The organism is Bradyrhizobium semiaridum (genome assembly GCF_020329505.1).
Taxonomy (GTDB): domain Bacteria; phylum Pseudomonadota; class Alphaproteobacteria; order Rhizobiales; family Xanthobacteraceae; genus Bradyrhizobium; species Bradyrhizobium semiaridum.
This window is the reverse complement of the sequence record NZ_JAGKJJ010000002.1, coordinates 108,345-129,590: the sequence shown is the minus strand read 5'-3', so window position 1 is coordinate 129,590 and position 21,246 is coordinate 108,345. Positions and strand designations below refer to the sequence as shown.

19 protein-coding genes are annotated in these 21,246 nt (G+C 65.8%); 9 read left to right on the top strand and 10 right to left on the bottom strand.

What is annotated here, in order from left to right; all coding sequences use genetic code 11:
• Positions 1 to 105: 105 nt before the first annotated feature.
• The 4 genes from cnbZ to J6500_RS02985 form a co-directional block, all read right to left on the bottom strand.
• On the bottom strand, positions 106 to 858 hold the full coding sequence (cnbZ, locus tag J6500_RS03000; protein WP_225711176.1) for a 2-amino-5-chloromuconate deaminase CnbZ: 753 nt from the start codon (positions 856 to 858) through the stop codon (positions 106 to 108).
• A gap of 106 nt (positions 859 to 964) precedes the next feature.
• Positions 965 to 2,032, bottom strand: coding sequence for a lytic transglycosylase domain-containing protein (locus J6500_RS02995; protein ID WP_225711175.1), 1,068 nt, complete (start codon positions 2,030 to 2,032; stop codon positions 965 to 967).
• 146 nt (positions 2,033 to 2,178) lie between these two features.
• On the bottom strand, positions 2,179 to 3,300 hold the full coding sequence (locus J6500_RS02990; RefSeq protein ID WP_225711174.1) for an amino acid ABC transporter permease: 1,122 nt from the start codon (positions 3,298 to 3,300) through the stop codon (positions 2,179 to 2,181).
• A gap of 1 nt (position 3,301) precedes the next feature.
• On the bottom strand, positions 3,302 to 4,489 hold the full coding sequence (locus tag J6500_RS02985; RefSeq protein ID WP_225711173.1) for an amino acid ABC transporter permease: 1,188 nt from the start codon (positions 4,487 to 4,489) through the stop codon (positions 3,302 to 3,304).
• A gap of 83 nt (positions 4,490 to 4,572) precedes the next feature.
• Here J6500_RS02985 and J6500_RS02980 point away from each other — a divergent pair, with 83 nt between their 5' ends.
• From J6500_RS02980 to J6500_RS02960, 5 genes are all read left to right on the top strand, one after another.
• Entirely contained in the window at positions 4,573 to 5,448 is an 876-nt protein-coding gene (locus J6500_RS02980) for a MurR/RpiR family transcriptional regulator (RefSeq protein ID WP_225711172.1), read from the top strand.
• Positions 5,449 to 5,465: 17 nt separating this feature from the next.
• The gene (locus J6500_RS02975; protein ID WP_225711500.1) at positions 5,466 to 6,815 is read left to right on the top strand and encodes an aspartate aminotransferase family protein; all 1,350 of its coding nucleotides are present in this window, start codon (positions 5,466 to 5,468) and stop codon (positions 6,813 to 6,815) included.
• 12 nt (positions 6,816 to 6,827) lie between these two features.
• Positions 6,828 to 7,838: an amino acid ABC transporter substrate-binding protein gene (locus tag J6500_RS02970; RefSeq protein WP_225711171.1), complete on the top strand. Its 1,011-nt coding sequence runs from the start codon at positions 6,828 to 6,830 to the stop codon at positions 7,836 to 7,838.
• A 290-nt stretch (positions 7,839 to 8,128) separates the two neighbouring features.
• A complete protein-coding gene (locus tag J6500_RS02965; RefSeq protein ID WP_225711170.1) occupies positions 8,129 to 8,764 on the top strand; it encodes an aspartate/glutamate racemase family protein in 636 nt (211 codons plus the stop codon).
• Positions 8,765 to 8,868: 104 nt separating this feature from the next.
• Positions 8,869 to 10,116 carry a multidrug effflux MFS transporter gene (locus J6500_RS02960; protein ID WP_225711169.1) on the top strand — a complete coding sequence of 416 codons (1,248 nt, stop codon included), beginning with the start codon at positions 8,869 to 8,871 and terminating at the stop codon, positions 10,114 to 10,116.
• A gap of 88 nt (positions 10,117 to 10,204) precedes the next feature.
• Here the strand turns inward: J6500_RS02960 and J6500_RS02955 are convergent, their stop codons facing one another.
• Positions 10,205 to 10,633 carry a DUF983 domain-containing protein gene (locus tag J6500_RS02955; RefSeq protein WP_225711168.1) on the bottom strand — a complete coding sequence of 143 codons (429 nt, stop codon included), beginning with the start codon at positions 10,631 to 10,633 and terminating at the stop codon, positions 10,205 to 10,207.
• 81 nt (positions 10,634 to 10,714) lie between these two features.
• On the opposite strand from J6500_RS02955, the gene J6500_RS02950 reads away from it, so the two are divergent.
• Together J6500_RS02950 and J6500_RS02945 are read left to right on the top strand one after the other, a co-directional pair.
• Positions 10,715 to 12,091 (top strand): aminotransferase-like domain-containing protein, encoded by a 1,377-nt coding sequence (locus J6500_RS02950; protein ID WP_225711167.1) that lies wholly within the window; start codon positions 10,715 to 10,717, stop codon positions 12,089 to 12,091.
• Positions 12,092 to 12,275: 184 nt separating this feature from the next.
• Entirely contained in the window at positions 12,276 to 13,568 is a 1,293-nt protein-coding gene (locus J6500_RS02945) for a serine hydrolase domain-containing protein (protein WP_376707749.1), read from the top strand.
• Between the two features lie 321 nt (positions 13,569 to 13,889).
• Here J6500_RS02945 and J6500_RS02940 read toward each other — a convergent pair whose 3' ends face one another.
• Positions 13,890 to 15,122, bottom strand: coding sequence for a rhodanese-like domain-containing protein (locus J6500_RS02940; protein ID WP_225711166.1), 1,233 nt, complete (start codon positions 15,120 to 15,122; stop codon positions 13,890 to 13,892).
• A gap of 247 nt (positions 15,123 to 15,369) precedes the next feature.
• On the opposite strand from J6500_RS02940, the gene glgC reads away from it, so the two are divergent.
• Both glgC and glgA read left to right on the top strand, forming a co-directional pair.
• On the top strand, positions 15,370 to 16,632 hold the full coding sequence (gene glgC, locus J6500_RS02935; RefSeq protein ID WP_225711165.1) for a glucose-1-phosphate adenylyltransferase: 1,263 nt from the start codon (positions 15,370 to 15,372) through the stop codon (positions 16,630 to 16,632).
• Positions 16,629 to 18,083, top strand: coding sequence for a glycogen synthase GlgA (glgA, locus tag J6500_RS02930; protein ID WP_225711164.1), 1,455 nt, complete (start codon positions 16,629 to 16,631; stop codon positions 18,081 to 18,083). Before glgC ends, glgA begins: the two co-directional genes overlap by 4 nt.
• A 7-nt stretch (positions 18,084 to 18,090) precedes the next feature.
• Here the strand turns inward: glgA and J6500_RS02925 are convergent, their stop codons facing one another.
• The 4 genes from J6500_RS02925 to J6500_RS02910 all read right to left on the bottom strand — a co-directional run bounded on the left by J6500_RS02925 (position 18,091) and on the right by J6500_RS02910 (position 21,174).
• Positions 18,091 to 18,405 carry a hypothetical protein gene (locus J6500_RS02925; RefSeq protein WP_376707748.1) on the bottom strand — a complete coding sequence of 105 codons (315 nt, stop codon included), beginning with the start codon at positions 18,403 to 18,405 and terminating at the stop codon, positions 18,091 to 18,093.
• A 130-nt stretch (positions 18,406 to 18,535) separates the two neighbouring features.
• A complete protein-coding gene (locus tag J6500_RS02920; RefSeq protein WP_225711163.1) occupies positions 18,536 to 19,579 on the bottom strand; it encodes a serine hydrolase in 1,044 nt (347 codons plus the stop codon).
• Between the two features lie 533 nt (positions 19,580 to 20,112).
• Positions 20,113 to 20,616 (bottom strand): DUF417 family protein, encoded by a 504-nt coding sequence (locus J6500_RS02915; RefSeq protein ID WP_225711162.1) that lies wholly within the window; start codon positions 20,614 to 20,616, stop codon positions 20,113 to 20,115.
• 363 nt (positions 20,617 to 20,979) lie between these two features.
• Entirely contained in the window at positions 20,980 to 21,174 is a 195-nt protein-coding gene (locus J6500_RS02910) for a hypothetical protein (RefSeq protein WP_225711161.1), read from the bottom strand.
• Positions 21,175 to 21,246: the final 72 nt, after the last annotated feature.

Below are 21,246 nucleotides of genomic sequence, written 5' to 3'. Positions count from 1 at the left end.
CATTCACCCAGCCGTATCGATCGTTGAGAGAAGGAAACGGCTGACGCGACCGGAGTCAAGAAAGGGCATACGTCTCCGCATGCGCCCACACGCGCTTTTGATACGTCAGACTACGCGTTCGCGATGCACGCGCCGGCAATCCATCTCGAAGTCGAGCCCGACCACCGGCGGCCGGTCGAAATGCCAGGTCAAACCGTTGCGAAACACGCCGCGGCGGCCGAGTTCGCTCTCAAGGACAGGATAGGCGTCGTGCACGGTGTAAAGTTGTACCGCGGTGGTGTCCCGCCACGAGGCGCCGAACGCGTGCATGCGGCGCTCCATCTCGTCGAGCACAAAGTTCGCCTTAGCTCGCATGCCGGCCGGGCTGGTGTCGCCGGACGCGACGGTATGGTCGCGATAATTGGCCTTGCCCTCGACCGACTCGCCGCTGCCGGCGACGACAAAGCTTGGCGACGCGTCCTTGGGCGCCAGCACCGTGTAGCAGAACGCGTGGAAGCTGGGCTCGGCGGGCGGGTCGATCTTCGGACAGACATTGCTGCGCGCCACCGGATTGACGCCATTGCGCATCACGCCCCACGCGATCAGCGTCTCGGTGTAGACTTCGTTGAACGCCTTGAAACCATCCTCGGTGAACGGCGCCGGCGAGCGCAATTCGCAGGCGGCGAACGCCATCAGCGGCCGGCCGGTGGCTTTAACGATCTCGGCGATCCTGGCAAAGCCCGCGCTCAGCGGCACGGGCTCGTAGAACCTGACCCGCTCGATGGCGAAACCGGGCAGCGCAGCGACGCCGCAGGAATACTGGCTGACGCCGGGCATGAAGCGATAGCCGCTGTCGAGAGCTTCGATGGTGCTGGTCATGATGCCTCTTGTGAAGACGGTGGACGGGCGCTGTAACGGTGGCAGCAGAGGATACTCACGAACAGCGCGATGTCACCATCCACGCCTTGCGCTCTTACAAGGTGATCTAGTTTCGAAACACCAGACAGCTCCCGCCGATCTTCTCAAGGCGCGCGCACAGCTGGTTGGCGCGCTCACGGGTGGTCTCGGCGACGCGGACGAGATACCAGGATGCCGAGCCCGGTCCGGCCCGGCTGGTTCGCAGCACCAGCGGCGCGCGATCGCCGAGTACGGGCGCGAAGCGCTTCTGAAGCTGTTGGTAATCGGCGAGCACTCTGGATTGCGACGGGCCGCCCGCCAGTTGCAGTCCCCAAGGTCCCCACGCCGCCTGTTGTGCAGGTGTCGCAGGCTCGCGTCCGGGTCCCCTTGGTCCAGCAGGAAGCGCCTTGACCAGCGTGCCGCGCACGATGTCGCCGCACGCCATGGCGGCGGCGGTGTGGACGCGATCTTCCAGCGAACCCTGCGCCCATTCCTCGGCGGACTTGCCAGTGATGATCCGGACATAGGCACGGGTTTCGCCGGGCAGGTTGCCGCGTCCCGCCAGCCAATCCTGAACCCGCCGCGGGCCACCATTGTAAGCTGCCGCTGCAAGGCCAAGATTGCCGAATTGCTCGCGCAACTCGCGCAGCCAGCGGGCGGATTCCTGGATGGCAGGCAGCGGCTCGAACGGATCGGCGAGACCGCGCCAGCGCGCGGTACCCGGCATGAACTGCGCAATGCCCTGGGCGCCGGCGTGGCTGACCGAGTTGGGATCGAAATTGCTTTCCTGCCAGATCAGCCGGACGAAGAAGTCCGGCGGCAAGCCGTTCTTCAGCGCCGTCTCTTCCAACACCTTGCAGTATTGCTGCGGCCCCTCGAGCTTTGCGGCCGACGGCGTTTGCGCCGGAGCTGGAGCGGATGAAGCAGGAGAGTCCGGTGCCGGACGATCGGCCGCATTATTGGTCTCACCGGCTTTCGTGTTCGGACCGGATGCTTCCGTTTGCACCAGGTCGGCGCGTGGCGCAGCCGGCGCGAGCTCGACATGGCCGGCAGGTTCGGCGCTGGCCAGACGGACGAGCAGCAGCAGGCAGGCCGAGCCGACGGCCGCTCGTGGAAACCATCGATAAATCTGTCGCCGCCCGCAAATAGACTGCATGAAAGAGCGCATCAAAATGAAGCCAATGCGCGCGGATCATAGCATCGGCGCCGCGCCGAGGGCAGAAGATTGTGGATCGAGCCTGGATCCGGCTCGGCCCCGGAAACGAAGCACTCGCCTGCTGCGCGCCCGGCGCGGTGCTCGCCTCAGGTCGGCCCGCGTTGTGCCTCGAGGCTGCGGCTGTAGCGCGACATCGCGAAGCAGAAGGCAAAATAGATCACGCCGACGAAGACGTAGACCTCGACACTGAAGGACTGCCAGGCCGGATCGATGATCGCGGTCTTCGCCGTCGTCAGCAGGTCGAAGATGCCGATGATCAGCACCAGGCTGGTATCCTTGAAGAAGGCGATGAAGGTGTTGACCAGCGGCGGGATGACGTGACGGATGGCCTGCGGCAGCACGATCAAGAGGTTCTTGCGCCAGTAGGACAGGCCGAGCGCATCCGCCGCCTCCGACTGTCCGCGCGGCACCGCCTGCAAGCCACCGCGCACCACTTCCGCAAGATAGGCGCCGGCGTAGAGGATGAAGGCGATCTGCGCGCGCAGCAATTTGTCGATGTTGACGCCGTCGGGCATGAACAGCGGGAACATCACGCTCGCCATGAACAGCAGACTGATCAGCGGCACGCCGCGGATCAGTTCGACATAGAGTACGCAGAGCGAGCGGATCGCCGGCAGCTTCGAGCGCCGGCCGAGCGCGACCAGAATTCCGAGCGGGAAGCCGACGGCAAGCCCGAAGGTCGCCAGGATCAGCGTCACCGGCAGGCCGCCCCAACGGTCCTGCGAGACGTAGGACATGCCGAGGAAGCCGCCCCACATCAGGCAGCCGATCACGGCGAGGGCGACGACCCAGAGCAGGAACAGCTCCTTGCGCCAGAAGCTGCGGCGGCTCGAGACCGCGAACAGCGCGATGAAGATCACGACCACCAGCGCCGGCCGCCACTGCTCGTCGAACGGATAGGTGCCGAACAGGATGAAGCGGTACTTTTCGGGGATCACCGCCCAGCAGGCGCCGACGCCGCGCAGCGCGCGGCAGGCGCTGGTGTCGTTGCCGGCGACGAACCAGATCGCGTTGGCGATGCCCCATTGCCACAGCGCGATGCAGGCCTTGCCCAACACCGCCAGCAGCAGCAGCGTCACGATGGTCGAGGTGACCGACGGAAACAGGTTCGTGCGCAGCCAGAGCACGATCCGGCCGCCGAGCGTGCGCTGCACGCGCGGCCGGCCGATCGGAAGCGGATCTTGCGGAACGTGGGCGAGCGAGCTCATGTCAGCGCTCCACCAGCGCGATCCGCGCATTGTACCAGTTCATGAACAGGCTGATGCCGAGGCTGATGGTGAGGAACACCATCATGATCAACGCGATCGACTCGATCGCCTGCCCGGTCTGGTTCAGCGTGGTGTTGGCGATCGAGACGATGTCCTGATAGCCGACCGCCACCGCGAGCGAGGAGTTTTTCGTAAGGTTGAGATACTGGCTGGTCATCGGCGGGATGATGACGCGCAGCGCCTGCGGCAGCACGATGTGCTGCAGCGAGAAGCTCGGTTTCAGGCCCAGCGCCTTGGCGGCATCCCACTGTCCGCGCGGCACCGCCTGGATGCCGCTGCGCACGATCTCGGCGATGAAGGCCGAGGTGTAGGTGACGAGCGCGATCAGCAGCGCAAAATATTCCGGCGCCAAGGTCAGTCCGCCGACGAAATTGAAGCCGCGCAGCTCGGGCAGCGTGATGCTCCAGCTCGCCCCGACGAGGAACGACACCAGTGCCGGCAGCGCGACGACCAGGCCGAGCGCGTAGGGCCAGACCGGCCGCGCCTTGCCGTCGAGCATCTGCTGCGCGATCAGGCGGCGGCGGACGATCAGGAAGACGATCAGTCCGATGATCAGCGCGAGCAGCGTCCACAGATTGGCGTCGTGCAGCGGCACCGACGGCAGGATCAGCCCGCGGTTGGACAGGAACACGCCCTCGACCGGCTTCCAGGCCTGCCGCGCGGCCGGCAGGCCCTGCATCAGCACATACCAGAACAAGAGCTGCAGCAGCAGCGGCAGGTCGCGCAGCACCTCGACATAGACGGCGGCGAGCCGCGACAGCAGCCAGTTGGTCGACAGCCGTGCGATGCCGACCAGCGTGCCGACCACGGTCGCAAGCACGATGCCGATCACCGCGACGCGCAGCGTATTGACGAGGCCGACGATGAAGGCGCGCAGATAGGTGTTCTTCGGCGTATACTCGATCCAGCTGTCAGAAATCGGCATGCCGGCCTCACGGCCGAGGAAGGCGAAGCCGGTCGAGATGCGCCGCACAGAGAGATTGTGCACCGCGTTCGACCACAGCCAGGCGACGATGCCGATGGCAATGCCAACCACCAGGATTTGCCAGAACAGGCCGGCGATGCGCGGATCGTCGAGCGAGAGCCGCAAGGGCCGGGCGGGAGGGCGTTTCGGCGTCGATGTCGTCACAGCACAGGATCCTTGTGAGAAGCGATCTTCTGCGGCGCACTTCATATGTTGCACCAATTGAGGATTTATGCAACATATGTTTCATGGCCCAGGCCCAGCCGAAACCATCGCCCCTCAACGAATTGTGCAGCGCATTGCCGTCGCTGCCCATGCGGTTGCAGGAAGTCGGCCGTTTTGTCGCGGCCAATGACTACGACGCCACCACCCGCTCAATGCGCGAACTCGCCGCCGTCGCCGGCGCCGATCCCGCCTCCTTCACCCGTCTTGCCAAGGCGCTCGGCTATTCCGGCTGGGATGAATTGCGTGCCGCGCTCACCGAGGCGCGCCGGCCGGCACAGGCTTCGCCGTTCTCCGGCCGCGCCAAAAGCCGCCGTGCCGGACCGAACGCGGATGTCAAGCTGGTTCACGACAAGCTGGAGGCCGAGGCCGCGGGCCTTGCGCGCATTTCGGCCAATGCGGTCGCAGATGCGGCGCGTGCACTGCACAGCGCGAACAGGGTCTGGATATCGGGCTTTCGCAGCTGCCGCAGCGTCGCTGAATTGTTGACCTACCAGCTTCGCTTGTTCCGTCCCGATGCGGTGCAACTGGTCGGCGGCTCCGGCCCGTTCGATCTCGACCACGGCGCCTTCCGCGCCGAGGATGCCGTGGTCGTGATCGGGTTTGCGCCGTACACCGCGGTCAGCGTCGAGACGGCAAGCGCGGCGCATCAGGCGCGCGCCACGCTGATCGCGATCGCCGACAGTTTCGCGGCGCCGATGGCCGAAGGCGCCGATCACCTGCTGCTGTTCGAGGCCGCCGCCTCGCCCGGCTTCTTCCCGAGCCTCACCGGCGCGATCGCGGTCGCGCAGTCGCTCGCCGCGGTCGCCTTCACGCTCGGCGGCGCCGGCGCCAAGCGCAAGCTGGAGGAGACCGAGGGCCGGCTTGCCGAGATGTCGCAATATTTTGTCGAGAAAGGATGAGTGTCATCATGAGTATCTTGGCCGCCCACAAGAGCCGCGTGATGCATCGCAGCCTGCGCGAGACCCCGCCGAAGGCGATCGGCGGCGAAGGCGTCTGGCTGATCGCGGAGGACGGCCGCCGTGTGCTGGATTCCTCCGGCGGCGCTGCGGTGTCGTGCCTCGGGCATCAGCATCCGCGCGTGCTCGCGGCGATCGCGAAACAAGCCTCGACGCTCGCCTATGCGCACACCGCTTTCTTCTCGTCGGAGCCGGCGGAAGAGCTCGCCGAGCGGCTGGTCGGCCACGAGCCCGGCGGCCTCGCCGCAGTCTATTTCGTCAGCGGCGGCTCGGAGGCGATCGAGGCCTCGATCAAGCTGGCGCGGCAATATCATATCGAGCGCGGCGAGCCGCAGCGCGCCCGCTTCATCGCCCGCAAGCAGAGCTATCACGGCAACACGCTGGGCGCGCTGTCGGCCGGCGGCAATGCCTGGCGCCGCGAGCCCTATGCGCCGCTGCTGTCGCCCTCGTTCTCTCACGTCACGCCGGCCTTCGCCTATCACGAGAAGCGCGACGATGAATCCGAGGCGGCGTTCGTCGCCCGCCTCGCCGCAGAGCTGGAAGCCGAATTCCAGCGGCTCGGCCCCGACACCGTCGCCGCCTTCATCGCCGAGCCGGTGGTCGGCGCCACCGCCGGCTGCGTGCCGGCGCCCGAGGGCTACTTCAAGGCGGTGCGCGAGATCTGCAACCGCCACGGCGCGCTCCTGATCCTCGACGAAGTCATGTGCGGCATGGGCCGCACCGGCACGTTGAATGCGTGGGAACAGGAAGGCATTGCGCCCGACATCCAAGCGATCGCCAAGGGACTCGGCGGCGGCTACCAGCCGATCGGCGCGATGCTGGCCAGCGGCACCATCGTCGAGACCGTGCGCAACGGCTCCGGCGCGTTCCAGCACGGCCATACCTATCTCGCGCATCCGCTGGCCTGCGCCGCCGCGCTCGAGGTGCAGAAGATCATCGCCGAGGAAAAGCTGCTCGACCAGGTCAAGGAGCGCGGCAGGCAGCTCGAGCAGCGCCTCACCGAGCGCTTCGGCAATCATCGCCATGTCGGCGATATCAGGGGCCGCGGCCTGTTCTGGGCGATCGAGCTGGTCGCCGACCGCGCCAAGCGGCAGCCGTTCGATCCGAAGCTGAAATTGCATCAGCGGATCAAGTCCACCGCCTTTGCCGGCGGACTCGGCTGCTATCCGGCGGGCGGCACCGTCGACGGCAAGAGCGGCGACCATGTGCTGCTCGCTCCGCCCTATATCGCGACTTCCGGCGACATCGACATGATCGTCGAAAGACTAGGCGCCGCGGTCGACAGCGCGTTGAAGGATATCGGTCATTAGGAGGAGGAAAACATGCTCAGGGGTATCATCACGGCAACAATTCTCGCCGCAGGCATCAGCGGCGCCAGCGCGGCGACGCTCGACACCGTCAAACAGCGCGGCACGCTGGTGTGCGGCGTCTCGACCGGCTTTGCCGGCTTCTCGGCGCCGGACTCGCAAGGCAACTTCAAGGGCCTCGACGTCGACTATTGCCGCGCGCTCGCTGCCGGTGTGCTCGGCGATCCCGCAAAAGTGCGCTACGTCGCGCTGACCGCGCAGAACCGCTTTACGGCGCTGCAGTCCGGCGAGATCGACGTGCTCTACCGCAACTCGACCCAGACCTTTTTGCGCGGCACGACGCTTGGGCTGCGGCAGGGGCCCGTCAATTTCTACGACGGCCAGGGTTTTGTGGTGAAGAAGGATCTCGGCGTGAAGGAGCTCAAGGACCTCAAGGGCGCCACCGTCTGCGTTGCGCAGGGCACTACGCATGAGGTGACGCTCGGCGACTACGGCCGCGCCAACGGCATCGACTGGAAGCCGCTGGTGTTCGACCGCGTCGACACGATGTACCAGACCTTCTTCGGCGGCCGCTGCGATGCCATGACGCAGGACGCTTCCGCGCTCGCCGGCGCGGTCGCCACCGCGGCGCCGAAGGCCGACGACTATGTCGTGCTGCCGCAGACCATCAGCAAGGAGCCGCTCGGCCCGTTCACCCGCAACGGCGACGAGGTCTGGAGCGACATCATCACCTGGCTGCATTACGGCCTGGTCGAAGCCGAGGAGCTCGGCGTCACCCAGGCCAATGCGGACGAGATGGCGAAGTCGCAGGTGCCCGCGGTCCAACGCCTGCTCGGCGCCTCCGGTGATCTCGGCTCGCGGCTCGGCCTCGATAACAAATGGCTGGTCGCAGCGATCAAGGCGGGCGGCAATTACGGCGAGATCTTCGAGCGCAATGTCGGCAAGGCCAGCCCGCTGAAGCTCGAGCGCGGCCTCAACGCCACCTGGAGCAGGGGCGGCCTGATGTACGCGATCCCGTTCAAGTAGAAAGTCACCTCTCCCCCGCTTGCGGGCTAGGGCATGCACACATCTGGTGCGGCGGCTTAAAAGTCAGGAAGGCACCAATGGATGGGTTCCCTACCCCCTTGCGGGGGAGGGTTAGGGAGAGGGGTAAGCCGCGCGGACGGTGTTTGTGGCTTACCCCTCTCTCCAACTCTCCCCCGCAAGGGGGGAGAGAGCCCTCCCACCTCCCGTGCGGCTTTTAAGCAAAATCGGCTAAACCCTCACCCCGCCCCTCTCCCCGTGACGAACGGGGAGAGGGAGAAGAAGCACCGACCATGCGCATCACTCTCATCCACGCCCTGAAGCACTCGATCGTGCCGATCGAATCGTCCTTCGCAAGACTCTGGCCGGAGGCGCGGCTGATGAACCTGCTCGATGACTCGCTCTCCGCCGATCTCGCGCGCGACGGCAAGCTCACCGAGCAAATGACCGAGCGCTTCCTCGCCATGGGCCGTTATGCCGCCTCGACCGGCGCCGACGGCATCCTCTTCACCTGCTCGGCGTTCGGCCCCTGCATCGAAGCGGTGGCGCGCGCCCACGCGCCGATGCCGGTGCTGAAGCCGAACGAAGCGATGATCGAGCAGGCGGTCGCGAAGGGAAAGAAGATCGGCCTGCTCTCCACCTTCCCGCCGACGCTGGTCTCGATGCCGCCGGAGTTTCCGTCGTCCGTCATGCTGGTGCCGAAACTCGCTGACGGCGCGCTGGCCGCGCTCGACCGCGGCGACCGCGCCGGGCACGACCGGCTGGTGGTCGAGGCGTCCCGGGATTTGCGCGACTGCGACCTGATCGCGCTCGCGCAGTACAGCATGGCGCCCGCCGCCGACCGCGTGGCCGAGGTCACCGGTAAGTCGGTGCTGACGACGCCCGACAGCGCCGTGCTGAAATTGAAGGCGATGCTGCGCGCGGCGTGAGCGCGGCTGCCCAGCCCATCCCTCACCGGCTATCACCCATCCCGAAACGGGCATTGTGCACCGCAGCGAAGCCGCTAGATTCGGTGGCTTCCAAGAGGTCATAAGTGTCCGATACCAATGCCGATGCCTGGGTTTCCTCAGGCCACCGCCCGATGGGCTTTCCCGAATTCGTCGTCGTTATCGCATCCATCATGGCGCTGAACCCGCTGGCGATGGACATGATGCTGCCGGCGCTGCCGAACATCCGCTCCGCGTTTGCCATCGCCGACGCCAACCGGCCGCAGATGGTGCTGTCGATCTTCCTGGTCGGCTTCGGCGTCGGCCAGTTCGTGATGGGCCCGCTATCGGACCGTTTTGGGCGCCGCCCGGTGCTGCTCGGCGGCATGACGGTCTACACCATCGCCGGCTTGCTCGCGATTGTCGCACCCTCGTTCGAGACGCTGCTGCTGGCGCGCGCGCTGCAAGGCCTCGGCACCGCGGCAACCCGCGTGATCGCGACCTCGATCGTGCGCGACTGCTACGCCGGACGGCGGATGGCGAGCGTGATGTCGCTGGCGATGATGGTGTTCATCGCGGTGCCGGTGATCGCACCGTCATTCGGCCAGGCGGTGATGCTGCTGACGCATTGGCACGGCATCTTCGTGGTGCTGATGCTCTATGGCGTGATCGCGCTGGCCTGGAGCGCGCTGCGCATGCCGGAGACATTGCCGGTCGAGTTGCGCAAATCGCTGGCGATCCCGGAGGTGCTGTCCGCATTCCGCCAGACCATCACCAACCGCCAGACCTTCGGCTACGCGCTCGCCGCCGGCGGCGTGCAGGGCTCGTTGTTCGCCTTCGTGTTCTGTTCGCAGCAGGTGTTCACCGAGATATTCAAGCTCGGCCATTATTTTCCGGTCGCCTTCGCGGCCTGCGCCGTCGGCGTCGCGATCGCGGGCTTCCTCAATGCGCGTATCGTCGGCCGCATCGGCATGCGGGTGATCTCGCATGCCGCCATCACGGGATTTGCGGTGGTTGCCGGCGCGCTGCTGCTCGCGGTCAAGACCGACACGCTGTCGCTGCCGCTGTTCATGGCGTTGTCGATGCTGATGATGTTCGCGTTCGGGCTGATGATGGCGAACTTCACCGCACTGGCGATGGAGCCGCAGGGCAAGATCGCCGGCACCGCATCGTCGCTGTACGGCACCATCACCACGCTGCTCGGGATCGGCATCGGCACCACGATCGGCCAGGATTACGACGGCACGCTGCTGCCGTTCGCGACCGGCTTCTTCCTCTGCACGCTGGCCGCGCTCGCCGTGGTGCTGGTGACGGAGAAGGGCCGCATGTTCCGGCCACATCACCACCCGATTTGATCTTCGTAGCCCGTATGAGCGAAGCGACATGCGGGCCACTGTTCCCGGATATCGCTTCGCTCATCCGGGCTCCGAAGCTGCGTACGCGTCACGCTTCCCGCGTCCGCCCGACACCGCTCTGCGCCCGCACCGGCGCAACCTTGCGCCGCGTCGCGGCAAAGCCCTCCATGCCGAGCTGCCATTGCAGGCCGACGATTGCGCCCTTGGTCGGCTGCAGCAGCCCCAGCGCGCTGAATAGCGTGACCGGCAGCCAGATCGCGAGTTGCAGCCAGGCCGGCGGCGCGTAGTTCATCTCCAGCCAGAGCAGCGCCGGCACCACGACGTGGCCGACTACCACGATGACGAGATAGGCGGGAAAATCGTCGGCGCGCTGCGGCGTGTAGTCCTCGCCGCAAACCTCGCAGTGATCGATCACCTTCAGGAACCGCCCGAACAGATGGCCTCGCCCGCAGTTCGGGCACTGCATCGTAAAACCGCGCCACATCGCTTTTGGCAGGGAAACCGTTTCCGTCGTCATTGCAGTTGTCCTTGACCTGATCTAATGATCCATACAATATGCTTCGTGACGCATACAATCAAAGACAAACGATCAAATTGCATGGATTGGATCCCTACGGTTTCGGAATGGCAGGGCCCGATGTTCCTGCGCATCGTCGATGCGCTCGCGGCCGACATCGCCAGCGGCCGGCTGGTGCGCGGCCAGCGGCTGCCGACCCATCGCGCGCTGGCCTCCGCGCTCGACATCGATCTCACCACGGTGACGCGCGCCTATGGCGAGGCACGGCGGCGCGGCCTGCTCGATGCCCGCGTCGGCCAGGGCACCTTCGTCTCCGAGACCACCGCGCGCGCCACATCCGATTTGCCCGCGCCGATCAACATCGACCTGTCGATGAACCTGCCGCCGCAGCCGGTCGAGGCCAATCTCGACCTGCGCATCGCCCAGGGGCTCGCCAACATCCGGTCGGAGGCCGGCTTCTCCGCCTATCTCGGCTATGCGCGCCCCGGCGGCGCCCCCGACGAGCGTGAGGTCGCGGCCGCCTGGCTGCAACCGCGCGTGCCGCAGGCATCGAGCGAGCGCATCGTGATCTTTCCGGGATCGCAGGCAATCATCTTCAACGCGCTGCTCGCACTGACCTCGCCTGGCGACGTCGTGGTGACGGAAGCCCTCACCTTTCCCGGCATCAAGGCCGCGGCGGCGCGGCTCGACGTTCATCTCGCCGGCGTCGCGATGGATGCCGAAGGCATCAAGCCCGACGCGCTCGACGAGGCCTGCCGCAAGCACAGGCCGAAGGCGGTCTACCTGGTGCCGACGCAGCACAACCCCACCACGGCGACGATGAGCGCGGCGAGGCGCAAGGCGGTGGCCGACATCATCAGGAAGCGCGGCTGTCTGCTGATCGAGGACGACGTCTACGGCCCGCTCGAGCCGCAAATGGCGCCGATCGCGACGCTCATTCCCGAGCGCACCTATTATGCCCTGAGCATCGCCAAGTGCATCGCGCCGGCGCTGCGCGTCGCCTATCTGCTGGCACCCGACGCCGCCGCCGAGCAGCAGATGCGCGCCGGCCTGCAGGCAACGATGCAGATGCCGCCGTCGCTGATGGTCGCCCTCGTCACGCAATGGCTGCGCTCCGGCGTCGCCGGCGAGATCATCCGCGCCATCCGCAACGAGGCTGCGGCGCGCCAGCAGTTGGCGGCGCGCTTCCTCAAGGGCGTCGACTACGCGGCCCGCCCGGCGAGCCACCATCTCTGGATGCCGCTGCCGAAGCATTTCGGCGGCACCGATTTGCTGTCGCATCTGATGCGCAACGGCCTTGCCGTCGTTGGCGAGGACGCGTTCGCGGTGGGCGGCGCCGCGCCGCGCGGCCTGCGCGTCTCGCTCGGCGCCGCGCGCAACCGCGCCGAACTCAGCCAGGCCCTGCAGGTGCTGTCCAATGCGGTGAAGGCGCAGGCCGGCGCGCGGCAGATTGTGTAGGACTCGTGACGGCGGACGGTCCGCCGGACCAATCCACAGATTTCCGGAGCTCGCCGCCCGCTCGGCCGGCGCCATTCGGATCGTGCAAACCTGAAATCATGCCGCAGCGAAACGACTATGTTGCGCCGCATGCCCACGCTAATACTTCCTCCTTCCAGAGCATAAGGCAGGGCGGCAGATTCACATGTCACGCAGATATGACCGGGCGATTCCTATTGCGGCACGCGCGTCCCGTGCCGTGGTGACCGCGTGTCTCGCACTGATCGCAATGACCGCCGCGCGCGCCGCCGACATCCCGCCCCCGTCGCCGGAAAAGCTCGAGCGCATCACCGCGCTCTTCAACGACGAGGTGAACAGCGGCCGGCTGCCCGGCGCCGTGATCCTGATCCAGCAGCACGGCAAGCCGGTCTATCTCAAGACCTTCGGCTATCGCGACGTCACAACCAAGGCGCCGATGACCGTGGACACCATCTTCGCGCTGCATTCGATGACCAAGCCGATCACCAGCGTTGCCGCGATGATGCTGGTCGACGAAGGCAAACTGTCGCCGCAGGACCCGCTGTCGAAATACATTCCGGCCTTCGCCGACGTGAAGGTCGGCATCGAGCCGCGGAACGACAACGACATCAGCGATCTCAAGCTGGAGATGCCGGTCCGCCCGATCACCATCCAGGACATCATGCGGCACACCTCGGGCATCACCTACGAATATATCGGCGCCGACTGGATCCAGAAGCTGTACCACCAGGGGCATCTGTTCGACGGCAAGTTCGACAACAAGGAATTCGTCGCTCGGCTGGCCAAGCTGCCGCTGTCGCGGCAGCCCGGCACGCTCTGGCGCTACGGCCATTCCACCGACGTGCTCGGCCGCGTGATCGAGGTCATCACCGGCAAGACGCTGTACCAGTTCGAGAAGGAGCGCATCTTCGATCCGATGCGGCTGAAGGACACCAAGTTCGTGCTCGACAGCGACGGCGAGCGCGCGCGGATGGCCGAGCCGTTGCCGTCGGACACCATCCTGGTCACCGCCGAGCGCGACCGGCGTGCGCATCCCGAATGGGAATCCGGCGGCGGCGGGCTGGTCTCGACCATCACCGACTACGCCCGCTTTGCGCAGATGCTGCTCAATCGCGGCGAGCTCGACGGCAAGCGCTATATCAGCCTCGCCGCCTTCAAGGACATGACATCGGACCACATCGGACCTGGCTCCGGCGTCGGCCGCGACTACTGGTATTTCCCCGGCGATGGTTTCGGCTATGGCTATGGTATCGCCATGCGCACCGATCCCGGGATCGCAAAGCCGCCGCCACCCGGCCTGATCGGCGAACTGAAATGGGACAGCGGCAGCGGCACCTATTTCGGCGTCGATCCGACGCTCGACATGGTCTACGTCATGATGGAGCAGACCCAGAACGAGCGCCAGCGCATCCTGCCGGTGTTCAAGAAGCTGGTCTACGACGCGTTTACGCCTGATTGAACCGGTGCTTCGTAGCCCGGATGGAGCCAACGGGTCGCGCGAACGCGCGCCCGATGACAGGCTCCGCGCAATCCGGGAAAGTCTTGCCGCGGACGCAGAGGCCCGGATTGCGCTGCGCTCCATCCGGGCTACGGACTACACGCCGACCTCTCCCCGACGAGGTCTCTTCTCCCTCTCCCCGTTCTTACGGGGAGAGGGTTGGGGTGAGGGGCCTCTATTCGCGAACACGCTGACAGTTGAATTCGCGGAGGCCCCCCTCACCCGGAACGCATCTGGCGATGCGTTCCGGCCTCTCCCCGCGGGCGAGGAGAGGCGAAGAGATCAGATCACATAAAACCCATGCGTATCGTCGCGGCGCAGCTGCGCGACAAGTCCGTATTCCCAATCGAGATAGGCCTGCATCGCCTGCTCCTGCACGTCGGTGCCCTCATACGGTCGGCGGTAGCGGTGCGCAGGATCAACCTTCGGCACCACCGCCGGCGGGCCGATCTCGAGTGGGCCGTCATAGCCGCCGTCGAGCACATAGACCTCCCAGCCCATCTGCGCGAGCCAGGACGCCGTCATCTCGGCGCGGATGCTCCGGTCGTCGGTCAGCACGATGCGCGCGCCGCGCACCGGCGCGGCCATGTCGATCTCCTGGACCAACTGGCCGCCCGCGTAGTGGCGGAAACCGGCCAGATGGCCGCCGGCGTATTCCTCCGCCTCGCGCACGTCGAAGCGATAGAGCGTGCGATGCGTCTCGCCTTGCAGCGCGGCAAGCTCCCGCGCGCCGATGTGCCGGACGCCGGCGGAATAGGCGACGTCGCGCGCATTGTCCTTTGCGCCCTCGAACGGTCCGATGCCGCCGCGCCTGGCGGCGCCGTGCTCGAGATCGTGCTGCGCCAACGTCCAGCCGATGGTGCCGTTGCGCAGCGCCCGAACCTTGTTGGGCAGACCGGCATTGATCAGCGACTGCGTGCCGATGATCGAGCGGGTACGGCCGGCGCAATTGACGATAATGGTGGTGTCCGGATCGGGCGCAGCCAAGCCGGCGCGCAGCACCAGCTCGGCGCCGGGTACGCTGACCGAACCCGGAATGTTCATGGTGGCGTATTCGTCGAAGCGGCGGACGTCGAGAATCGCGATGTTGGCCTTCTCCGCAATCAGCTGCGCCACCTCATCGGCGCCGAGCGACGGCGTATGGCGCCGCGCCTCGACCAGCTCGCCGAACGCCTTGGCGTAGGAATTCACGTCTTGGAAGATTTCGTAGCCGGCCGCGCGCCAGGCCTGGAGGCCGCCCCCGAGCGTGCCGATACTGCTATAGCCGAGCGCGCGCAACTGATCGGCTGCGGCGGCGACCAGCCCCTCGCCGTCATCATAGAGTACGATCGGCACGTCTTTGCACGGCAGCCGGATCGCGGCTTCGAGCACGATCCGGTCGAAGGCCATGTTGGCGGCAAACAGCGGATGGCCGGTGGCGAATTGCGCCTCGTGCCTGACATCGAGCAGTGCGATCTCGCGGCGCAGCAGCAGCGCCAAGCGGATGTCCTGGGGCGTTACGGTCGGAAGCGTCATGGAAATGCGGGCCTGAAGCAGGGACGGACCGGCTTGCTGTAGGCGGAAATGACGCATCGTCAATAGCTTTAATCAGGCCGCAACCCCGCCCCTCGAAGGCCGAAATCCCGGGAACGAAAATTGCCGCTGCCGCTTTGCTCCATCGGGGCCGCTTGCTACGTTCGCGGGCGGGCCCCGTGACGCCCGATCAGGCCTTCCGGACAAGAGAAGGTAGCGGGGCCGCGCTGAAAGTCCCGGGAGGATCTCCATGAGAACCGTCGTAAACGAACCGTTGTCGCGTCATGCCCTCGCCTTCGTGCTGGCCGGCGGTCGCGGCAGCAGACTTCAGGAGCTCACCGACAAGCGCGCCAAGCCCGCCGTCTATTTCGGCGGCAAATCGCGCATCATCGATTTCGCGCTGTCCAACGCGGTGAACTCCGGCATCCGCCGCATCGCGGTGGCGACGCAATACAAGGCGCACAGCCTGATCAGGCATCTGCAGGGCGGCTGGAACTTCTTCCGCCCGGAGCGAAACGAGAGTTTTGACATCCTGCCCGCGAGCCAGCGCGTCTCGGAGACCATGTGGTATGTCGGCACGGCGGATGCGGTCTATCAGAACATCGACATCATCGAGGCGCACGGCACCAAATACATTTTGGTGCTGGCCGGCGACCACGTCTACAAGATGGACTACGAGATCATGCTGAAGCAGCATGTCGAGAGCGGCGCCGACGTCACCGTCGGCTGCCTCGAAATGCCGCGGGCGGAATCTTCCGGCTTCGGCATCATGCATATCGACGAGACCGGCCTGATCAAGTCCTTCCTGGAGAAGCCGGCCGATCCGCCGCCGATGCCCGGCAAGCCGGACAAGTCGCTCGCCAGCATGGGCATCTACGTCTTCAATTCGGAATTCCTGTTCGACGAACTGCGGCGAGATGCCGCCGACCCGAACTCGGCGCATGATTTCGGCAAGGACATCATCCCCTACATCGTCAAGCACGGCCGCGCGATCGCGCATCAGTTCAACGATTCCTGCGTCCGCTCGGGCGACGACCCGCGCGCCTATTGGCGCGACGCCGGCACCATCGACGCCTATTGGGGCGCCAATATCGACCTTACCGACGTGGTGCCGGAGCTCGATCTCTACGACCGCTCCTGGCCGATCTGGACCTATGCCGAGATCACCCCGCCCGCGAAATTCGTCCATGACGAGGAAGGCCGCCGCGGACAGGCGGTGACCTCGCTGGTGTCGGGCGCCTGCATCATCTCCGGCGCATCGCTGCGGCGCTCGCTGCTGTTCACCGGCGTGCACGTCAACTCATATGCTTACGTCGAGAATGCAGTGATCATGCCCTATGTCAATGTCGGCCGCGGCGCGCGGCTGAAGAATGTCGTGATCGACCGCGGCGTGCGAATCCCGGAGGGAATCGTGGTCGGCGAGGATCCCGACTTCGACGGCAAGCGCTTCCGCAGGAGCGACCAAGGCATCACGCTGATCACGCAGTCGATGATCGACAGGCTGGCGACATGACGCCCATCCGCGTCCTCGCGGTCGCCTCGGAAGTCTACCCGATCATCAAGACCGGCGGCCTTGCCGACGTGGTCGGCGCGCTGCCGGCGGCGCTGAAGCAACACGGCGTCGCGACGCGGACGCTGGTGCCGGGATATCCCGCCGTGCTGAGTGCACTGCGCTCCGCGGAAACGGTGTTGAGCTGGCCGGAATATTATGGTGGGCCGATCCGTGTGCTTGCCGCCGCGAACGATGGGCTCGATCTACTCGTGCTCGACGCGCCGCATCTCTATGCCCGTCCGGGCAATCCCTATGTCGGGCCGGATGGCCGCGACTGGCCGGACAACGGCATCCGCTTCGCCGCGCTGTCGCGAGTGGCGGCAGAGATCGGCATCGGTACAATCCCGACCTTCTTACCCGACATTGTCCACGCGCATGACTGGCAGGCGGGGCTGGCGCCCGCTACGCTGCACTACAGCGGACAGCAGCGGCCCGGCACCGTGATGACGGTGCACAACCTCGCCTATCAGGGCCAGTTCTCGCCGGACATGCTGGCCACGTTCGGCCTGCCGCCGGAGGCCTATGCGCTGCACGGCGTCGAATATTACGGCGCGATCAGCCTCCTAAAAGCCGGGCTGCAATTCGCCGACCGCATCACCACGGTATCCCCGACCTATGCGCGCGAGATCCAGGGCGACGACGGCGGCATGGGACTCGGCGGCCTGCTCCGCGAGCGCGCCGACGTGCTGAGCGGCATTCTCAACGGCATCGACATCGCGGTGTGGAATCCGGCGACCGATCATGAGATCGCCGCGCAGTTCAGCGCCGAGCACTTGACGCCGCGCGCCGCGAACAAGGCGGCGCTGCAGCGGCGCTTCGGCCTCGATGTCTCGTCCGGCGCGCTGCTGCTCGGCGTGATCAGCCGGCTGTCGTGGCAGAAGGGTCTCGATCTGCTGCTCGAAACCGTCCCGACACTGCTCGGCGAAGGGATGCAGCTCGCGCTGCTCGGCAGCGGCGATCGCGATCTGCAGGATCGCTTTGCCGCGCTGGCGCAGGCGCATCCGGGACGGATCGGCGTCGAGATTGGCTACGACGAGGCGCTGGCGCATCTGATCCAGGCCGGCAGCGATGCGCTGGCGGTGCCGTCGCGCTTTGAGCCTTGCGGCCTCACCCAGCTCTGCGCGCTGCGCTACGGCGCTGTCCCCGTTGTCGCCGATGTCGGCGGTCTTGCCGACACCGTGCTGGATTTCGACGAGGCCACCGTCACGTCCGATGCGGCGACCGGCGTCAAGTTTCGCCCCGTCACCGCGGAGGCGCTCGCGCATGCGCTGCGCAAGGCCAACCTGTTGTTCAACGATCCCGTGACCTGGCGCCGGCTGCAACACGCCGGCATGACCACGGACGTTTCCTGGCACAATCGCGCCGGCCGCTACGCCGCGCTCTATCGCGAGCTTGTCGCCGCGCGGCGGTAACCAGCGTTCAGTTGACCAGGTTGAAGGCCGCGACGCGGTTGATGTCGGCGAGACGCCGGTCGGGATTCCCCTTCAAATCCAGGCTTGCGACGAGATCGAGCAGCCGGCTATACGCATGGTCGGCGACCGCCACCGGCAGCGGCTCCTCGTCAAACGCCTCGACATAGCTGCCGACGAGACCGCTCAACAGCCGGCAAACGCCGCGTTGCTCCGGGTCGTCCTTGCTCAAGGTCTCGAGTTTTTGCTGGAAGGTCCTGAAGGTTCGCAAGCCGTGCGGCTGTTGCGAGAGCCAGGAATGCAGATCAGGATTCAAATCGGTCATATCAGCCTCTTCAAATAGGAGAAGAAGCTACTGGCTTATACAGCCGGCCGGGGTTCGGCGCCATCGCGATTTTTCGCATGCCACCCCTCCGGATTGCGCTGCAATGTCATCGGATTGGCACGGACCGCGGCTAAAGTTTTGCGATTGCGGGCAGGATCCTGTAGCGCGCGATCTCGTGCGGATATTCGCCGCGGTTGGCGAGCAGCACGATGCCGAGCCGCCGCGCCGGCACCAGCCCGACATAGGCCGAGGCGTTGTTGAGGCCGCCGGGCTTGTCGATGACGGTGACGCCGTCGAGCCGTACGTGCTCCCACGCCATCGCCTGCCCGAACCTCGCGTCGATGCGAAAGCTCTCGCGCTCGGTCATCTCCAGCGCCGTGCGCAGGTCGGGATCGATCACGGCGCCGCCGAGCAACGCGCGAAGCAGAATGCCGAGGTCGCGTGCCGAGGAGAACATCTGGCCGGTGCCGGGAAAGTCGTAGTAGCTCTGCTGGCTGCCCGGCGCACCGATCGCCATGCCCTGATCCGAATAGCCCTGCACCACGCGCTGCATGATCTCGGGCGGCAGGATCGCGCGATGGTCCTCGCCGCGCGCCGGAACGAAGGTCGAGGTCATGCCGAGCGGCTGCAGGATGCGGCTCTCGATCAGCGCTGCGATCGGCATCTGGTAGCGCCGCTCCAGCACGAGTTGCAGCAGGACGTAGCCGGCATGGGTGTAGATGCGCTGCTTGCCCGGCTCGACGTCTGCCGGCGGCGTCCAGGCATTGAGCATGGCGACAAACTGCTCGCGCGTAAAACTGTCGTTCGGCCACGGCGGATGATCGGTCGGCAGCAACAGCCCCGACGTATGCGTCAGCAGTTCGCCGATGGTGACGCGGCTGATATAATTGCCGTGCAGCTCCGGCAGATATTTGCTGACGCGATCATCCAGCCGCAATTCGCCGCGCGCGGTGCCGAGCGCGACCAGCGTCGCCTCGAAGATTTTCCGCAGCGACGCGAGATTGAACAGCGTGTCCGGCGTCACCGGCCGCTTCGCGGCGGCATCGGCAAAGCCGTAGGTGAAGAACGTGACCCGGCCGCCGGCATAGACCGCCGCCGCCAGTCCGCCCGGATCGGACGCCGTCGCGGTCGGCGCGAGCTCGCTGCTCACGATGTCCCTGATCTGCGCATCCATGTCGGAATCCGCGTGGGCGAACGGCAGCATGCCGAAGCAAATGGCAAGCAGGACCGCTGCGTGCCGGAGCAAGGACCGTGGTTGCATGAAGTTCAGGGCGATGCGCGATGCAGCCGGTTAAGCGAGCCAGACGGGTGATCGTGATGCAATCGATCGGAGTCTAGCCCCGCCACCCGACCTTCCGAATTCACGATTGCGCGCCTCGCGCGTTACCGTGCGCATGATGGGCGGCGCGGCGCCGCAACGGCGAGCAGAGCCGTCACGGCGACCGCAGCCGCCCTCCAGCGCACCAGCCACGGGGTGCCGGAACCGCAATCAGTTCAAGATGATGCACGATGGTCCGGGGGATGGGAGATGCCGGCCAAGGCAAAGCAACCCGGGCGCCTGCGAGGCCGGCCATCGGTATTTCGGGCGTGGTCACATTCAACTCCCAACCGGGGATGTTTCTCAGTAGCAACAATTCGTCAATCGAAGGTTGCATAGGTCAGTTGCATTCGATCAACAGTCGGCGGAGCGCGCCAGTTAGGTCTGCGTTAACCATCACCTCGCGCGGTTGCGCGCAGCCGAATGGCAGAGCGCGGCAGGGAGGCCAGCAGCAGCAAGATGCAGACGCAGAGCAGGACGATGTCCTTGAACAGGAATTCGCCGGCCAGGTTCCAGGCCATCGGATCCCACGACACGCTCCATGTCACGACGCCCGGCGTCGTGAAGAAGAACGACCAGGTGATGGCAAAGGTCACGACGCCCATGAAGGAACCGATCGCCGACAGCAATGGGCTGAATGCGCCGGCGGCCAGCAGCACGGCGATACCGAGCTCGGCGACGCCCAGCACATAGGCCTCGCCACGCAGGCCGAACACCGACAGCCACGAGATGAACGGGCTGTTGGTGATGAATTGGGCGATGCCCTGCGCCGACTGCGGCGTGAACTTCTGCATGCCGAACGACACGAAGATCACCACCATGACCCAGCGCAGGATCGCCAGTGGACGATAGGAGCCCTCGCCGCGTTCGGCGATGTTGAACGACAGATTCATTGCGGACGATTCTCCCCTTGCTGCAACCCCGGCCTCCGCGCCCTGGCGCGCTCATGGCGGGTCTACGCAAGGGCATGCGTCCGCGTTACGCGAAGGATGATCGGCGGCTTTCACGATGGTGTGCGTGCGACGTGCACGCACCGCAACGCTGAGATTGCCGCCGCCGGTTCCATGCTGTGTTGAATCCCGGCAACACACTCGAACAAAACGCACGATCAGGCCGATTGCCTCTTTTGAATCACGACTGCGCCGCATCGCGCTTCCAATCCTTGGCGCGGGCGGCCAAAAACACGTGATTGGGGAAAACTTCATGCAGCAGGGACCGTTGGGCGCAAGGCGCGCAGACCAATCTGGTTACGTTCTTCACTTCCAGCTCGCCAGCAATGGCACCAGACGCGCGTGCAGCCTGACGATCCATGCCGACAGCGCCGGCGAAGCGGCGCGGATCTTCCGCGAGAACTGGACCGAGATCGAATCGATGGCGCGCGGCGGCATCAGCACCGGCACGGTCGGCTCGGCATCCGTCAGCCTCGCAATGTCCTGACGCGCACGCAACACTGGAAAATCTAGAGCGATTCAAGATCGAGCCCGGTTAGAGCGATTCAAACTGGGCGCGGTTCTTTTTGCGCG